The organism is Vibrio navarrensis, from assembly GCF_015767675.1.
In the GTDB taxonomy this organism is placed as follows: Bacteria; Pseudomonadota; Gammaproteobacteria; order Enterobacterales; family Vibrionaceae; genus Vibrio.
On the sequence record NZ_CP065218.1, the window covers coordinates 464,010 to 478,812 of the forward strand.

15 protein-coding genes are annotated in these 14,803 nt (G+C 49.5%); 8 read left to right on the forward strand and 7 right to left on the reverse strand.

Going from position 1 to position 14,803, the window contains the following annotated elements; genetic code table 11:
- Window positions 1-2: 2 nt before the first annotated feature.
- Window positions 3-608, forward strand: a complete 606-nt coding sequence (locus tag I3X05_RS18825) for an AraC family ligand binding domain-containing protein (protein WP_045570447.1) — start codon at window positions 3-5, stop codon at window positions 606-608.
- A gap of 84 nt (window positions 609-692) precedes the next feature.
- Here I3X05_RS18825 and I3X05_RS18830 read toward each other — a convergent pair whose 3' ends face one another.
- Complete coding sequence (locus I3X05_RS18830) at window positions 693-1,166, reverse strand: hypothetical protein (protein WP_193186725.1); 474 nt, start codon at window positions 1,164-1,166, stop codon at window positions 693-695.
- Window positions 1,167-1,173: 7 nt separating this feature from the next.
- Window positions 1,174-1,707, reverse strand: coding sequence for a nicotinate-nicotinamide nucleotide adenylyltransferase (locus I3X05_RS18835; RefSeq protein ID WP_337971412.1), 534 nt, complete (start codon window positions 1,705-1,707; stop codon window positions 1,174-1,176).
- Window positions 1,708-1,854: 147 nt separating this feature from the next.
- Here I3X05_RS18835 and nadE point away from each other — a divergent pair, with 147 nt between their 5' ends.
- Complete coding sequence (gene nadE / locus I3X05_RS18840) at window positions 1,855-2,685, forward strand: ammonia-dependent NAD(+) synthetase (RefSeq protein ID WP_337971413.1); 831 nt, start codon at window positions 1,855-1,857, stop codon at window positions 2,683-2,685.
- 89 nt (window positions 2,686-2,774) lie between these two features.
- Here the strand turns inward: nadE and I3X05_RS18845 are convergent, their stop codons facing one another.
- Window positions 2,775-4,592, reverse strand: a complete 1,818-nt coding sequence (locus I3X05_RS18845; protein WP_337971414.1) for a hybrid-cluster NAD(P)-dependent oxidoreductase — start codon at window positions 4,590-4,592, stop codon at window positions 2,775-2,777.
- A 215-nt stretch (window positions 4,593-4,807) separates the two neighbouring features.
- On the opposite strand from I3X05_RS18845, the gene pyrC reads away from it, so the two are divergent.
- Entirely contained in the window at window positions 4,808-5,836 is a 1,029-nt protein-coding gene (gene pyrC / locus I3X05_RS18850) for a dihydroorotase (protein ID WP_337971415.1), read from the forward strand.
- A 219-nt stretch (window positions 5,837-6,055) separates the two neighbouring features.
- On the forward strand, window positions 6,056-7,150 hold the full coding sequence (locus I3X05_RS18855; protein ID WP_226980236.1) for a GGDEF domain-containing protein: 1,095 nt from the start codon (window positions 6,056-6,058) through the stop codon (window positions 7,148-7,150).
- Window positions 7,151-7,177: 27 nt separating this feature from the next.
- On the opposite strand, the gene I3X05_RS18860 is transcribed toward I3X05_RS18855, so the two are convergent.
- Window positions 7,178-8,089 carry a DUF808 domain-containing protein gene (locus tag I3X05_RS18860; protein ID WP_193186716.1) on the reverse strand — a complete coding sequence of 304 codons (912 nt, stop codon included), beginning with the start codon at window positions 8,087-8,089 and terminating at the stop codon, window positions 7,178-7,180.
- A gap of 168 nt (window positions 8,090-8,257) precedes the next feature.
- Between I3X05_RS18860 and I3X05_RS18865 the strand changes: the two genes are divergently transcribed.
- The gene (locus I3X05_RS18865; protein WP_193167578.1) at window positions 8,258-9,175 is read left to right on the forward strand and encodes a M14 family metallopeptidase; all 918 of its coding nucleotides are present in this window, start codon (window positions 8,258-8,260) and stop codon (window positions 9,173-9,175) included.
- 17 nt (window positions 9,176-9,192) lie between these two features.
- Here I3X05_RS18865 and I3X05_RS18870 read toward each other — a convergent pair whose 3' ends face one another.
- A complete protein-coding gene (locus I3X05_RS18870; protein WP_337971416.1) occupies window positions 9,193-9,981 on the reverse strand; it encodes an AraC family transcriptional regulator in 789 nt (262 codons plus the stop codon).
- Between the two features lie 99 nt (window positions 9,982-10,080).
- Between I3X05_RS18870 and I3X05_RS18875 the strand changes: the two genes are divergently transcribed.
- The 3 genes from I3X05_RS18875 (at window position 10,081) to I3X05_RS18885 (ending at window position 11,983) form a co-directional block, all read left to right on the forward strand.
- Window positions 10,081-10,989 carry a DMT family transporter gene (locus I3X05_RS18875; protein ID WP_193167576.1) on the forward strand — a complete coding sequence of 303 codons (909 nt, stop codon included), beginning with the start codon at window positions 10,081-10,083 and terminating at the stop codon, window positions 10,987-10,989.
- Window positions 10,990-11,090: 101 nt separating this feature from the next.
- Window positions 11,091-11,576, forward strand: a complete 486-nt coding sequence (locus I3X05_RS18880) for an acyl-CoA thioesterase (protein WP_045570456.1) — start codon at window positions 11,091-11,093, stop codon at window positions 11,574-11,576.
- Window positions 11,577-11,737: 161 nt separating this feature from the next.
- Window positions 11,738-11,983, forward strand: a complete 246-nt coding sequence (locus I3X05_RS18885) for a hypothetical protein (RefSeq protein ID WP_039427993.1) — start codon at window positions 11,738-11,740, stop codon at window positions 11,981-11,983.
- Between the two features lie 342 nt (window positions 11,984-12,325).
- On the opposite strand, the gene malG is transcribed toward I3X05_RS18885, so the two are convergent.
- Complete coding sequence (gene malG / locus I3X05_RS18890) at window positions 12,326-13,216, reverse strand: maltose ABC transporter permease MalG (protein ID WP_045570457.1); 891 nt, start codon at window positions 13,214-13,216, stop codon at window positions 12,326-12,328.
- Window positions 13,217-13,228: 12 nt separating this feature from the next.
- On the reverse strand, window positions 13,229-14,800 hold the full coding sequence (gene malF, locus I3X05_RS18895) for a maltose ABC transporter permease MalF (RefSeq protein ID WP_045570458.1): 1,572 nt from the start codon (window positions 14,798-14,800) through the stop codon (window positions 13,229-13,231).
- Window positions 14,801-14,803: the final 3 nt, after the last annotated feature.

Sequence of the window (14,803 nt, forward strand, 5' to 3'; positions counted from 1 at the left end):
AGATGAACTACGCGATCGAGTTTAAAAGCGAGCACCACCGCCACCTATTCGCCACGGCGAGAAAGCGCACTTTGAAACACCAACTAGTGATTGTGCGCGCTGGCCTTGCACTGGTGAAACTCGGTAAGCAAGAGTTCGCGGTCAAACCCGAGCAAGGATTTTGGATCCCACAAAACTGTTTAACCGCTCTGACGGTTCTGCCGCATACACAGCTAGAGCGGTGCGATCTTTCTCTTAGGCTCAAAGAAACGTTTCCAAGCAGTTCAGGCTACGTGACACTCACCCCCTTGATGAGTGCACTGTGCGACAAACTTGCCGTGACACCTGCGCACTCCGCTGCCCATAACGAATTGCTCGCCGTACTTAAACGTGAGATCACCGAACTTGATCCATCTTCTTTACCCAACCCGCTCAACGAGGCGATAAATCATTGGGAAAAAGAGAGCAAAGCCCTGCCAAGTGAGGTGTATCTAGCTTTATTGGTGCGTGAAGCGATCAAACGCCAGCAATCCGGTGTTAGTAAAGATGCGATTGTCGATGCATTGTTTGCGGGAAATCTACCGCAGTGCGATCAAGCTTGTGAAGCCATCGCTGGGCGTATTCTCTAAGCGAGAAACTGGGGGCTTTTGAAAACGACACCGCCGCGAAATCGCGGCGGTCAGTCAAAAAGTACGAAAAGAAGAGCGCACGGTTTAAAAAGGCAGTTCGATTTGCATCATCACATCCCCTTCGGATGTATCGTGCCAACGGTAATCAAAGCGCATGCGAGGGTGGCCTGCTTTTTTGTCACCAAAACCAATACTAAAAAGCACACCATGACTGCGTAACCACTCTTCTGTCGTCATACTTTGCGCCTCTTTCTGGTACTCATCAGGTAACCAGAAACCAATGCCAAAATGGTTGCTTGCTAAATTTTGACTGATTACAGGGCTATCTTCAGACTTAAGCGCCCATTCATCCCAATAATCTTTTTGTTGTGTGGTCTGTTGATCATCCAAATGCAGAATCACTGCATCGCTTTCTTGCGCATCGATGGATTGACATGCCTCATGCATCTCATCTTCCAGCATCACCGAACGCTCCTCGGGAAGAACGCATGAAGCGTAAGCGTGCTGAGACAGCAGCAGATAAAAACTCGCGATGATCAGATTCTTCAACATACTCATCAGACCTCTACTCAGAAGTGGGCATTGTCTTATACAGACACTTTTCAATCAATAATTTTGTGACCGATGCAGTCGTTAGCGTATGTAAACTCTCACCATTTTCAGCCGCCCGACGAATATCGGTACTTCTTATTTTTAGCTTCTCAGGGCAAGCCATTACTGACCAGCGCTTGAGTATTTCTTGCGCTTTATGGAAGTCAGCAAACTTAAAAAAGTTATCTGGTCCGATCACAAAGGTAATATCGGCATCAGGATACTTTTCTTGAATTCTTTCTAATAGGGCAAAAGTCGTGACGCTTTGACCTGGCTGGTATAACTCTTGCTCAAATGAGGAACGCTGAATATTCGAGAGCGATAGATCCGCAATAAATGCGTCGAGCAGCTCGCACCGAGTTGGGTAATCGAGCATGGTTTTGCCCCACGCGTGGGCAATCGCTGGTTCCAACAGGACTAAGTCAAAATGGGACAGAGATTCGATCACACTTTTGTGACCCAAACTGGGGGGATTAAACGCACTCCCAAATACAGCGATTTTCAGCATAAATGGTATTTACCCGGGCTTTGGAGTTTTCTCTTCAAACGAATCGGGTATGATACTACCAGTCTTGATTATTTTGTATTACTCATCCGGATTTATACGTTCAGACGTACTTTGGATGACTTAAGCTTGCAGGAAAAGGAAACCGAAATGGAACAACTCATCCGCGATGAAATGCGTGTTCTCCCAACAATTGACCCGCATTTTGAAATTGAACGTCGCGTTTCTTTCATCAAACGAAAACTGCTTGAATCCGGGTGCAAAGCACTGGTTCTCGGTATCAGTGGCGGCGTCGATTCTACGACTTGTGGCCGTTTGGCGCAGCTAGCGGTCAACCAGTTAAATGCAGAGAGCGGCACTAACGCCTATCAATTTATCGCCGTACGCCTTCCTTATGGTGAGCAGAAAGACGAAGACGAAGCGCAGTTGGCGCTCTCTTTTATCCAGCCAACCCATTCCGTTTCCGTCAACATCAAACAGGGCGTTGACGGCTTACACGCCGCGTCACACCGAGCGCTAGAGGGAACAGGCTTGATTCCGAGCGATGCGGCCAAAGTGGACTTTGTTAAAGGTAACGTCAAAGCGCGTGCTCGCATGGTGGCGCAATACGAAATCGCCGGTTACGTTGGCGGTTTGGTTTTGGGGACTGACCATTCGGCAGAGAACATCACCGGGTTTTATACCAAATTTGGTGATGGTGCTTGCGATATGGCTCCCCTATTTGGCTTAAGTAAACGTCAGGTGCGACAACTAGCCGCAACCTTGGGCGCGCCAGAATTGCTGGTGAAAAAGACGCCAACAGCGGATTTGGAAGAACTCGCACCACAGAAGGCCGACGAAGATGCATTGAACCTGACGTACGAGCAGATTGACGATTTCCTAGAAGGCAAACCCGTCAGCCAAGCAGTATCTGACCGACTAATTGCTATCTACAAAGCCACCCAACATAAACGTCAGCCTATTCCGACCATCTACGACTGAATGGATTTCTGACATGACACGATGTAAAAAGCCAGTTGCACAGCGCAACTGGCTTTTTGTTTACTGCGGATGAGAAAAGTTGCGCGACGTTAGCCGAGATGGAAAGTCACATCCGACTCTGGTACGCAGCAACACGCGAGCGCTTTACCGTCACGTTTCTCTTCCTCCGACAGCGCAGGCACGTCCGGCTGATGAACGCGCCCTGCGGTGACCGTCACTTTGCATGCGCCACAAAATCCGGCGCGGCAACTGTAGCTCATCTCCAATCCTGCATTTTCCACTTGATCAAGCAAAGGCTGCTGGTTGTTGCCGTCAAATTCGTGCTCACCGAAGCGGATGGTCACGTTTTGCAGCGGTTTATTGGTTGCAGCAGAAACCCCAAAAGCTTCTTGATGGTAATGGTTTTCAGGCAAGCCTTTTTTCAGCAATAGACTCTTAGCTTTTTGCATAAAGCCATCTGGCCCGCAAACAAACACCTGACGCGTCTCAACCGCTGGGATCTGTTTGATGTGCGATAAGCTCAGCCGTCCTTTGAGCCCGAACCAATCCACTGGCGCTTGAGTTAAGGCGATTTTCACACTCAGGCGCGGATGCTGCGCTTTCAACTGCTCTAACTCGTCACGGCACGGAATGTCTTCAACACTGCGGCACTGATGGTAAAACACCACATCGTCCATCGCTTGATGATCAGCCAGATAGCGCAGCATGGAGAGCATCGGAGTCACACCGCTTCCGGCAGAGAGCAAAAGTAACGGGCTGTGTTTATCGGTGAGTTGAAACTGACCATCGGGCGTTTGCGCACTGAGCACATCACCGACGGAAAGATGCTCTGCCAACCAGTTCGATACGCGCCCACCTTGAATACGTTTGACCGAAATAGCGTAGCGCCCAGGTCGAGATGGGCTCGACGAGAGCGTATAGCGGCGCGCAATCCGGACTCCATCAATTTCAACTTCAATCGGCAGGTGCTGGCCGGGCTGGTAGATAGGCAATTGCCCCGACTTTGGCTCCAACCAAAAAGTGATAAAATCACGCGCTATGGTCTCTTTCTCAACACAAGTCAGTTCAATGCGCACTGGCGAGTTGTCCGGGTAGAACTCTTTCTCTTTACTTTCGATCACTTCTACGCGATCGCCCGCGCGGATCATCCCTTCATTGCGCGCCACTAGGTTCTGGCCAAAAAACACGCCGCCATGTTCATTGGCTCTAAATTGCAGCAAGGTTTTCAACGGCTCTTTACTCTGGCGAAACTGACCTTTTTCTACATCCACTGTGGTCAGTACACAGCGCTCACACGGCTTGACGGCCTCAAATTCCACCTCGCCAATACGAATCCGTTTCCAGCCATCTTCGGCAAACGCATCGGTATTGCTCACCACTAAATTGGTGCGAAATTGATCCATCAGATGATGCTCAGGGCTGCGACGATTCAGTTCCGCCAAAGATGCTTCACTGATCACAAGCAAGGGATAACCATCGGCAAAACTGACGTTGTGCCCTACTTTTTCACGCACTCGGTTCGACTGTTCACCACAAAACAACAGCTCAACACGCTGCTGCAACACGTCACTAAACCAGTCATCCGCTTCATCGGTGGTGGTATAGGCAATAAACTGATCTTTCCACACCTGCGCGGGCGCTTCTTGCATTTTAAAATCGCGGTAGCGAATCGTCAGTGGTGGTTTGCCAACAGAGCTAAACACTACACCGTCAGCCACAAGCGCGGAAGAAATGGTCACCAATTGAGGATACTTGCGCGCCGTCACCATGCCGCCATCGGCGGTTGCCAGCATAAAGCGGCGGTCAAAACTCAACCCCTGCTTCTCGACCCAAGCACTGGAGAGGGACAGTCCACCGACCGATTTCACCGGAAACACGTTAATTTGTTTAAGAATAGCTTGTGACATGGGCATCGCTTCCTTGTTATTTTGCGTGGGTCACATGATAACCAATTGATATCCATGTTAAAACGTTTTTAATTTGCAGAATAGCGAACTGTAACCGCAATAAAAAAGCGAGTGAAATGACAGACGCTTTCCTATATCATCCCGTCGCCTAAACGGTAGCGTTTGCGCAAACTGTTTAGGCTCCTTTCGGATCACAACTTTTGGTGGGAGCAACAATGACAACACTTAAGATTACTCGTCCTGACGACTGGCACGTTCACCTACGCGATGGCGAGGTTTTAGCCGATACCGTTCGCGATATTAGCCGCTATAACGGTCGCGCGCTGGTGATGCCCAATACCGTTCCTCCTGTTACCACCACCGAAATGGCGCACGCTTACCGCGAGCGTATTATGGCGCACCAACCCGCGGGCCAGTTTGAACCACTGATGACGCTTTATCTCACCGACAACACCACCGCTGAAGAAATTCACAGCGCGAAGGCAAGTGGTATCGTCGTCGCGGCGAAACTCTACCCGGCTGGCGCAACGACAAACTCCGACTCTGGTGTGACCGACGTAAAGAAGATTTACCCAACGCTGCAAGCGATGCAAGACGCCGGTATGCTGCTGCTGGTACACGGCGAAGTGACTCATCACGATGTCGACATTTTCGACCGCGAAAAGACTTTCCTTGAAACGGTTTTAGCACCGATTGTGAAGGACTTCCCGGGTCTAAAAATCGTTTTAGAGCACATCACCACCTCAGACGCGGTCGACTTTGTCAACCAAGCGGGTGACAACGTGGCGGCAACCATTACCGCTCATCACTTGCTTTACAACCGTAATCACATGCTGGTTGGTGGCATCAAACCGCATTTTTACTGCTTGCCAGTACTAAAACGCAACACTCACCAGTTAGCGCTACGCAAAGCGGCCACCAGCGGCAGCAAAAAGTTTTTCCTAGGGACCGATTCGGCTCCGCACGCTAAAGGGGCGAAAGAGTCCGCGTGTGGCTGCGCCGGCTCTTACACTGCGCACGCTGCACTTGAGCTCTATGCTGAAGTGTTTGAACAAGAGGGAAAACTGGAGAACCTAGAAGCGTTCGCGAGTCACAACGGCGCCGATTTCTACGCGTTACCACGCAATGCAGACACCGTTACCCTCACCAAACAAGCGTGGTCCGTACCAGCTTCCATGCCATTTGGCGGTGATGAAGTCGTACCTATCCGTGCTAATGAACAGATAGAATGGACCGTACAATAATCGGTTTATAGCGAAAATCGCAATAAGGCCGCTGATTTTAGCGGCTTTTTTATTCCTTTCACATTTCATCATCTACGCTTATAAATGATACTCAGAGCGGCAACCCAACCGTCTCTAGCAACGTACAACCATGATTGACGGCGCGATATGCATCTAGATTTAGATATAAGAACTTTGTCCATTGTTTCCGTATTGGTCTCAACCGCCTACGGTATTGGCATGCTTATGCTAAAAGCGATTCAAACGACTCATATTCGCGGGTTACAAACGCTCGTCTTCGCTATCTTTTTGATTGCATTTGGCTTTATGGCGCTCAGTTTGGGCAATTCAACCACTTTCTGGCTATCAAAAATTCTCGCCAATAGTGCCATAGGTTTGGGATATGCCTTAGTCGTCACCGGACTCAGTCAGTTCCGCCAAGCCTCATCCAACAGCACCACCATCGCGTTGGCAGGCTTTCCTGTGCTGGTGCTGTATCTGATTTTTTACTCTGAATTCCAAATGTCGACCAACGCGAGAATCATTGTGTTGAGTGTGTACATTTCTCTTTGTTGCGCGCTCAGCGCCTACGTTGTCGCTCGCGGGGAAGCGAAAGACCACCCCATCGCGGTGCGACTACTTTCAGCCGCCTTTTCGCTGATGTCACTGTGGATGCTATTTCGCGCCGTGTTCACCTATCAAAGTGCAGAAATAGATGACTTTATGCTCGCGAGTGATATTCACCAAATCACTTTTCTGCTCTCAATTGCGATGATTTTAACGCTTGGTTTTACCTTCCCTCTGATGGTCAACGCACGCTTGGTCACCAACATCTATAATACCTCGCTGCTTGATCCTCTCACCAACCTCTACAATCGACGAGCGATGGAAGATATGCTTCCCCGAGAGCTTTCGCGAGTAGAAAGGACCCATTCTGAGCTATCGATCATTTTGCTGGATATAGACTACTTCAAACAAGTCAATGACAAATATGGCCACCAAGTCGGGGATGTCACTTTGGCTGGGATCGGACAACTGCTCAACACACATTTGCGCGGGCAGGATTTGTCATTTCGTATCGGTGGCGAAGAGTTTTTGATTCTACTGCCGGATACAAATTTAGACAGCGCATTAGTGGTCGCGGAGAAGCTAAGACAAATCATGTCCGAAACACAGTTCTCCCCAAAACAGCAAGAGCCTTGCACCGCCAGTTTTGGCGTCGCGCAACTGCTGCAACACGACGAGTGGGATAGTTTGCTCAATCGAGCTGATGCGGCCTTATATCTGGCAAAACGCAAAGGCCGCAATCGAGTCTGTTTGGTGTCCGATATTTAACCCGCTGGATAACAAACTGGCTGATTATCAAGCGAACTTAGCGCGAGCCTTTTGTACACAAGTGACAATCGCCACCACGAGTAGCCCCGCGAGCACCCCAATCATACCGTTAAGTAGCACCGGGAGCAGCGCATTGGCCAAGGTGTATGCCGAGAAATTCATTAACACGGGTTCAATCAAGTGATGAATAGCCGGAACGTTGTGCACCACGATGCCTCCACCGACGAGGAACATGGCGGCAGTTCCCACTATTGTTAACCCTTTCATCAGCTTAGGTGCAAAGCGAATCAAGCCCTGACCCAGCGTATTACCAATTCCCTTGCCGTGCGAGCGGCGTTCGAGATAAAAGCCAAGATCATCGAGTTTGACAATCGCTGCAACAAGGCCATAGACACCGATGGTCATGACAAAAGCGATCAAACTCACCACTAATATTTGCGCGGTGGTACTTTGGCCTTGCACTGTCCCCAGTGCTATCACGATAATTTCCGCCGAGAGGATAAAATCGGTTCGTACCGCCCCTGCAATTTTCTGTTTTTCATAAGCTGCAATGTCGGTAATCGCTTGCTCAGTTCCGCTCTCCTTATCTTCCGATGGTTCGGCGTGATGCCACTTTTCAAGGATTTTCTCCGCGCCTTCAAAGCAGAGAAACAGGCCACCGAGCAGAAGCAGCGGCATGATTAACCAAGGGACGAAAGCGCTGATCAGTAGCGCTGTGGGCACTAGGATACATTTGTTTCTAAACGAGCCCTTGGCAACCGCCCAGACAACGGGAATTTCCCGCTCTGCGCTCACCCCAGACACTTGCTGGGCATTGAGAGCCAAATCATCCCCTAGCACACCTGCGGTCTTCTTCGCTGCCACTTTAGACATGACGGCCACATCATCCAACACGGATGCAATGTCATCCAATAAGGTTAATAAACTCGCCCCTGCCATTTTATTGTCTCGTTGTATAAATTACTGTATTTCAAAATGTAACAGCGACCTCGACTCTTGCAAAGCGATTATTCTGCGCGCTATGCAACATCTTCGACGCGGTTGTTTTCAGCTTAGAGTCGATCTACCCTTGGCTCTTCATCCACAGGTACGCCTAAAGGGAATGCCATGCAAACAAGACAAACTCACCCAATCGGAACACCGGGACAAAAATGGGGAGAAGAGGAGCGCCTGGCTTGGCGAGCTCAAACTCACATTCAACGTGAATACCAAAGTGAAGTGGTGCCAAAGATTCAAGCCTTGGCCGAGCAGTTTGACATCGCGCAATATGGCGCGCTCTCTTACGATCCCGCGCGTTATCCGCTGTTTTGCCTCAAGAGCAAACGTTGGGACAAAACAAAGCCAACGGTACTGATTACCGGGGGTGTACACGGCTATGAGACAAGCGGTGTGCATGGCGCTTTGCAGTTTATGGCAACCGAGGGCAAACGCTATGAATCTCACTTCAATCTGGTGTGTGCACCTTGTATCAGCCCTTGGGGCTATGAAGTGATCAACCGTTGGAACCCCAACGCACTCGATCCGAATCGCTCTTTCTATCCAAACAGCCCAGCGGAAGAATCCGCTCATTTGCTCAGTTTGGTCGCACAGTTAAGCGACGTGCTGGTGCATTTCGATCTGCATGAAACAACCGACAGCGACGAAAGCGAATTTCGCCCAGCGCTAGCAGCACGTGATGGCCAAGAATTTGAACCCGGCAACATTCCGGATGGTTTTTACACCGTCGGCGACAGCGAAAATCCGCAGCCAGAATTTCAAGCAGCGGTCATTGCTTGCGTGGCGAAAGTGACGCACATTGCGCCAGCGGATGAAAATGGCGAGATCATTGGCTCTAGCGTGGTGCAACATGGCGTGATCAACTACCCAATGGCGAAACTGGGGCTTTGCGGCGGCATCACGCAATGCCGTTTTGGCACCACCACGGAAGTCTATCCTGACAGCCCTAAAGTCACCGCCCAAGAGTGCAACGACGCACAAGTGGCAGCGATTGTCGGCGGTTTGGATTACGTGATCAGCACGCTTTAGATTCAAACTCCGCTTGGTTACAGCAAACGGCTTTTATACTGCTCCGGGGTTAGCCCGGAGTATTTTTTAAACATCGAAATGAATGGGCTCGCCTGATTGTAACCCAGTGTCAGCGCCACCTCTTTTACCGTTTGCCCTTTGCGCAACAGTTCCATCGAGTAGAGGTAACGCACACGCAGCCGCCACTCGGTAAAACTCATCCCTAATTCACTCTGACAATGCCGCGCGAGTGTGCGCTCTGTGGTGTGTACGCGCTCTGCCCAAGCAGAAAGCGGCGTGTTGTCGGTCGGATTTTCCTCCACGTGCGCCAGCACAGGCGCCAGATATTTATTGTTCGACGAGGGCAAAAAGTGGTGTTCGGTTTTTTGCGTCGCAAGCTGATCGAGCAATACCTGCACTAAACGTTTGTCGGCATCACTTTGCGCCACACTGATATCACGAGCGCGAAAATCTTCAATGATCGCCGACACAATGGGCGTAATCTTGATCAAACTGGTTTTGGCGGGAAATTGCTCAGTCAAACTGCTGGAGATATTCATTGAGCAGTATTCAAGCGGGCGGCGATTGTAACTCTTGTGTGTCACGGCCGGAGGCACCCAAATAGCCAAATGCGGCGGCGCAAGAAAACGGGTACCTTGCGCTTCCATTTCCAGAATGCCGCCACTGATCAGTTGCACTTGCCCCCACGGATGACTGTGCGCACGCGTCTCGGTATTGGACAGAAACGCCTCAAAATTCATGAATACGTCGGATGGTGCCCGCTTTATCGATAAAGAAGGATGAAGGTTTCGCGTCTTTTTTTTCAAACTTGTCTTCCTGTCACGCGCAATGTCTGATTGGAGATACATATAATTATACAGACCTGCCAAACTCTATTTCAACTTACATAGTGCGAGCAGGATCTCATGGTGTATCTTCTTCCGTTATTCACAGTATTCATCTGGGGTGGCAATTCGATTGTCAATAAACTCGCTGCTTCCACCATCGAACCCAGTGCGATGAGCTTCTACCGCTGGTTTGTGGCGATGGTGATTTTAACGCCATTTTGTCTGCCGGGAGTCATTCGCCAGTGGGCGACCATCAAGCCTCACCTCACTAAACTGGCGTTTCTGGCAATGTTAGGGATGGTGCTCAATCAGTCGCTCGGTTACTACGCCGGGCTCACCACATCGGCATCGAATATGTCCCTCATTACCTCGCTGGTGCCGCTGCTGAGCGTATTTTTGAGTTTGCCCTTGCTTGGCAAAAAGATTTCACCACTGAGTCTGGTTGGCGGAGTCGTCTCGCTGGCAGGCTTAGCGCTGATGCTCGGCGAAGGCGACCCAAGCTACTTTTTCCACCAACCGATCACACCGGGAGATGGTTTGATGGTACTTGCCGCTATCGTCTACGCTGCCTATTGCGTGCTGCTCAAGCGCTGGAAAATGCCGATGTCCAACTGGACACTGATTTACATGCAAGGCCTGTTTGCCGTGGCCATGCTCACGCCGCTTTGGCTGACCAGTGAACAGTTGCAACCGTCACCCGCTGCGTTCCCGCTGATTTTGTACGCTGGCGTTGCAGCGTCGATTCTCGCACCTTGGATGTGGGTCAAAGCCATCGACACCATCGGAGCTGACTCTAGTGCGATGTTTATGAATCTGCTTCCGGTGGTTTCCGTCACATTGGCGACCACCTTGTTGGATGAACAGATCTATCTCTACCATTTCACGGGGGGATTGATGGTGGTCAGCGGCGTCATTCTGTCGCAGATGAAACGGCGTAAAAAAAGTATCCCCGGGTCGGCAGAAGTCTCCACTGCCAGTATCTCTTAGCCCAAAAATCACTCTTTTGCGCCACACAAGTTAAACTGATTGCCAATAAGTAACATCTTTGTTATCTAGTGTCTGGTATTTTGCCAACAAAGGATTGCTCTATGAGTCGTGGTCAACGCAATATTACTCTTCGTTTTCTCGCTGAACCGGGCGACGTCAACTTCGGTGGCAAAGTCCACGGCGGCGCCGTGATGAAATGGATCGATTTGGCCGCTTACGCCTGTTCTGCCGCTTGGAGTGGTAAGTATTGCATTACAGCCTACGCCGGGGGAATTCGTTTTGTGGCCCCGATCCACGTCGGCAATCTGGTCGAAGTCAGCGCAAAAGTGATTTACACCGGCACAACGTCAATGCACATTGCCATCGACGTGCAAGCCAGCGATCCTAAAGATCTGAAAAATCGCTTAACCACTCACTGTATTGTGATCATGGTTGCCGTCGACGAAGAAGGGGTACCGACGCCTATTCAAAAGTGGGTGCCAGAAACCGATGAAGACAAAGCGCTGGAACAATCTGCGATTAGGTTGATGAACATGCGCAAAGAGATCGGTGAAGAGATGGAAGCACACGTTAAATATCTCAAATAACGTATTCCGTAAGCTCTGCGCGCCTCTGTCGTGCAGAGCCTGCTCCCAACTACTACGAGTACACTGCTCTTGTTACATCATCCTGAAACCAATCTGTCATCAATTCTTCATTCATCTTTGCTCTAATCGCAATATTCCAACGACCAGCACAGGCTCATCAATTGAAACTTCAGGAAACGACACTGAGTGAAACTACCCTTTCCAATCTAAAATCCGTCGAATACCAGTGGGTTCGAACCATGTATGTGGAAGGTTATAACAATGATGAGATCAACCACTACATTCGCACTTGCTTTGGCGGCGACTCTACGTTTGCCGATCTGTTTCGCAAAGTCGCTCTGCAACAAGAAAGCCTTTATACCTTGCTGCAATACTTAGGCTGCGCCCCTTCCAGCCGAGAGTTTTAGCCCTTCTTTTCCCTTCCTTTCAGGCTAGCGGTTATTTTTGTGAACTGATACGCATCAGGTACGCATGTATCTGGGCGAAGTCTCGCTAAATGGGTAGTCTTCTCACGTCTGAAACATAATTTACAGATATAAAAAAGCCTGAGTCTAGACTCAGGCATCCGGTTACAAAAACTGTTAGTTTTTAAGCGTAAGGAACAAAGCTAACAGCCAGCTATGCGTAACGCCAGAAATGCCTTTGCTACTGATCGGCGGCCAAACCAAGAGTGTAGACAAAGAACAAATAAATGAGCGACCTGTTACGGTCGCTCTTATTCTTATACTTTCCAGTTAATACCTTAGCGATTAACCTTTCACACCACCGGCAGTTAAACCACCAACCAGCCAGCGCTGTGCGAGTAAGAAAACGATCGTGATTGGCAGTGCAGACAACACAGCAGCAGCGGCAAAGTCGCCCCATAAGTAGTTCTGTGGGTATAAGTACTGCTGCATTCCAACCGCTAATGTGTACGAGTTTACATCAGAAAGCAGTAATGATGCCACAGGAACTTCACCTACTACACCGATAAACGACAGAATAAACACCACCGCAAGGATTGGCACAGACAACGGCAGAAGCACCAAACGGAATGCTTGCCAAGGTGTCGCACCATCTAACGCCGCCGCTTCTTCCAGCGAGTTATCAATGGTTTCAAAGTATCCTTTGATCGTCCAAACATGCAACGCAATCCCGCCTAAGTAAGAGAATATCAAACCGCCGTGCGTATTCAGACCAAGGAAAGGAATGTACTGACCTAGTTTGTCGAACAGAGCATAAAGTGCTACCAGAGCCAACACCGCTGGGAACATTTGGAAAATCATCATCGCTTTTAGGATGGTGTCTTTACCTTTAAAGCGCAGACGCGCAAACGCATAAGCCGATGTGGTAGAGAGGGTCACAATCAGCACCGATGTGATGCCTGCTACTTTCACCGAGTTCCATAGCCAAGTAAGTACTGGGAATGGCGGAGGCGTAACACTACCATCCGCGTTGGTCACGGCAAAGCCGAGTGCCAATTTCCAGTGCTCCAGTGATGGGTTATCTGGGATCAAGCTGCCTGTTGCAAAGTTACCCTCACGGAATGAGATCGCGACGATCATCAACAGTGGGAAGATAATCATTGAGAGGAAAACCCACAGAGCAATATGCGTCGCCCAGACACGGTATTTAAGAGAGTTACCTTGTACCATTGCCATTTTTACTGCTCCTTAGTTCTGAGATAGCTTAGTGAAACGCAAGTTAAGCAGTGCTAATGCGCCAACCAGTAAGAAAATCAACGTTGCGATGGCACTCGCCAAACCGAAGTCTTGACCGCCGCCGCCTTCAAACGCGATGCGGTAGGTGTAGCTAACCAAGAGGTCAGTGTAACCTGCAGGTTCTGAAGTACCGATCATGTTCGGGCCACCAGAGGTCAATAGCTGAATCATCACAAAGTTGTTGAAGTTAAACGCGAAGCTGGCAATCAGCAGTGGCGTTAACGGTTTGATCATCAGTGGCAATGTTACGCGAGTGAAGTTATGCACAAAGTTCGCCCCGTCAATCGCAGACGCTTCGTAGAGATCTTCAGGAATCGCTTTAAGTAGGCCCATACACAGGATCATCATGTAAGGGAAGCCAAGCCAAGTGTTGACGATTAACACCATGCTTTTCGCCATGATCGGATCTGAGAACCAACTTGGGCTGATACCGAACAGCGCGTTCAGTACCATGTTGATCTCACCAAAGCTTTGGTTAAACAAACCTTTAAAGATCAAGATGGAGATAAACGCAGGTACAGCGTAAGGCAGAATGAGCAGAACGCGATAAATTGCACGACCTTTCAGCTCTTCCCACTGCACCACGCTAGCCAAGACTAGGCCAATCATCAGAGTCAGAACGACGGTCAGAATTGAGAAAACCACGGTCCAGATAAAGATGCTGATGAAAGGTTCTTTAATGCCATCGTCTTTCCATACACGCTCAAAGTTATCGGTGCCGATTTGCACTACAAAGCCCGGAGAAACGGTACTGCCAACAAACTCGCCTTGCTCGTTGATCGCTTGGTAGAAACCAACATCCATATTCGGTTTAAGCAGCTCGCCCGTTTGGTTGTTTTTCAGTGTCTCACCATCGGCTTGCATGGTGTACAGCGGCACAACCCCAGCAAACTTGCGCAGACCACTCATGCGGATCTCTTCACCGCCAGGGAGATGTAGTTCAATACTGTTCAGTGCGCTACGATTACTCACGATGGTTTTGATCGGCTCAACTTCGCCAATCGTCCTTTCCACTGGCGTCAGACTCAGTTCAGAAGGCGCAGCGCCCATCGCGAAATCGTCCGTTGAAAGTGACACGTCACCATCTTTAATCACAATGCGATAACCTGCATCGGTTTTGTATAGGGTGAATGGATAACTTTCACCGCTTTGGAAGGTGCGATCGAGTAAAACGGTTTGCGCGCGGTCCAAAGAGAGTTGATTTTTAGCACTGTAGTTGGTAAACGCGAGACCGACGGTATACGCCAACGGGAAAAGAATGAACAAAATCATTCCGGCGATACCTGGATAAATGTAGCGGTGTGCGTACGTCTTTTTACTACCAAAAATATACAATGCTAACGCAGTAAGAATGATAGTGAGTATTGCGAACGCAACCTCACCTCGGGAATACATCAGAATTGTTGCGTATCCGTTAAGAATGCCGATGGTGCCAAGAAGTGCCCACTTGATAAGCACTTTTTTACTGCCCGGCACACTGGTTGCTGGAGCTGTCATAGCATCTGTACCTTGAACTGACTGCATAGG

What these genes read in the sequence shown, in the direction of transcription:
- I3X05_RS18860 (WP_193186716.1), bottom strand. Translation starts at nt 8,089, where the DNA reads ATGGCAGGGGCGAGTTTATTAACCTTATTGGATGACATTGCATCCGTG.
- I3X05_RS18845 (WP_337971414.1), bottom strand. Translation starts at nt 4,592, where the DNA reads ATGTCACAAGCTATTCTTAAACAAATTAACGTGTTTCCGGTGAAATCG.
- I3X05_RS18825 (WP_045570447.1), top strand. Translation starts at nt 3, where the DNA reads ATGAACTACGCGATCGAGTTTAAAAGCGAGCACCACCGCCACCTATTC.
- nadE (WP_337971413.1), top strand. Translation starts at nt 1,855, where the DNA reads ATGGAACAACTCATCCGCGATGAAATGCGTGTTCTCCCAACAATTGAC.
- I3X05_RS18865 (WP_193167578.1), top strand. Translation starts at nt 8,258, where the DNA reads ATGCAAACAAGACAAACTCACCCAATCGGAACACCGGGACAAAAATGG.
- I3X05_RS18875 (WP_193167576.1), top strand. Translation starts at nt 10,081, where the DNA reads ATGGTGTATCTTCTTCCGTTATTCACAGTATTCATCTGGGGTGGCAAT.
- malF (WP_045570458.1), bottom strand. Translation starts at nt 14,800, where the DNA reads ATGCAGTCAGTTCAAGGTACAGATGCTATGACAGCTCCAGCAACCAGT.
- I3X05_RS18880 (WP_045570456.1), top strand. Translation starts at nt 11,091, where the DNA reads ATGAGTCGTGGTCAACGCAATATTACTCTTCGTTTTCTCGCTGAACCG.
- I3X05_RS18830 (WP_193186725.1), bottom strand. Translation starts at nt 1,166, where the DNA reads ATGAGTATGTTGAAGAATCTGATCATCGCGAGTTTTTATCTGCTGCTG.
- pyrC (WP_337971415.1), top strand. Translation starts at nt 4,808, where the DNA reads ATGACAACACTTAAGATTACTCGTCCTGACGACTGGCACGTTCACCTA.
- malG (WP_045570457.1), bottom strand. Translation starts at nt 13,216, where the DNA reads ATGGCAATGGTACAAGGTAACTCTCTTAAATACCGTGTCTGGGCGACG.
- I3X05_RS18835 (WP_337971412.1), bottom strand. Translation starts at nt 1,707, where the DNA reads ATGCTGAAAATCGCTGTATTTGGGAGTGCGTTTAATCCCCCCAGTTTG.
- I3X05_RS18855 (WP_226980236.1), top strand. Translation starts at nt 6,056, where the DNA reads ATGCTTATGCTAAAAGCGATTCAAACGACTCATATTCGCGGGTTACAA.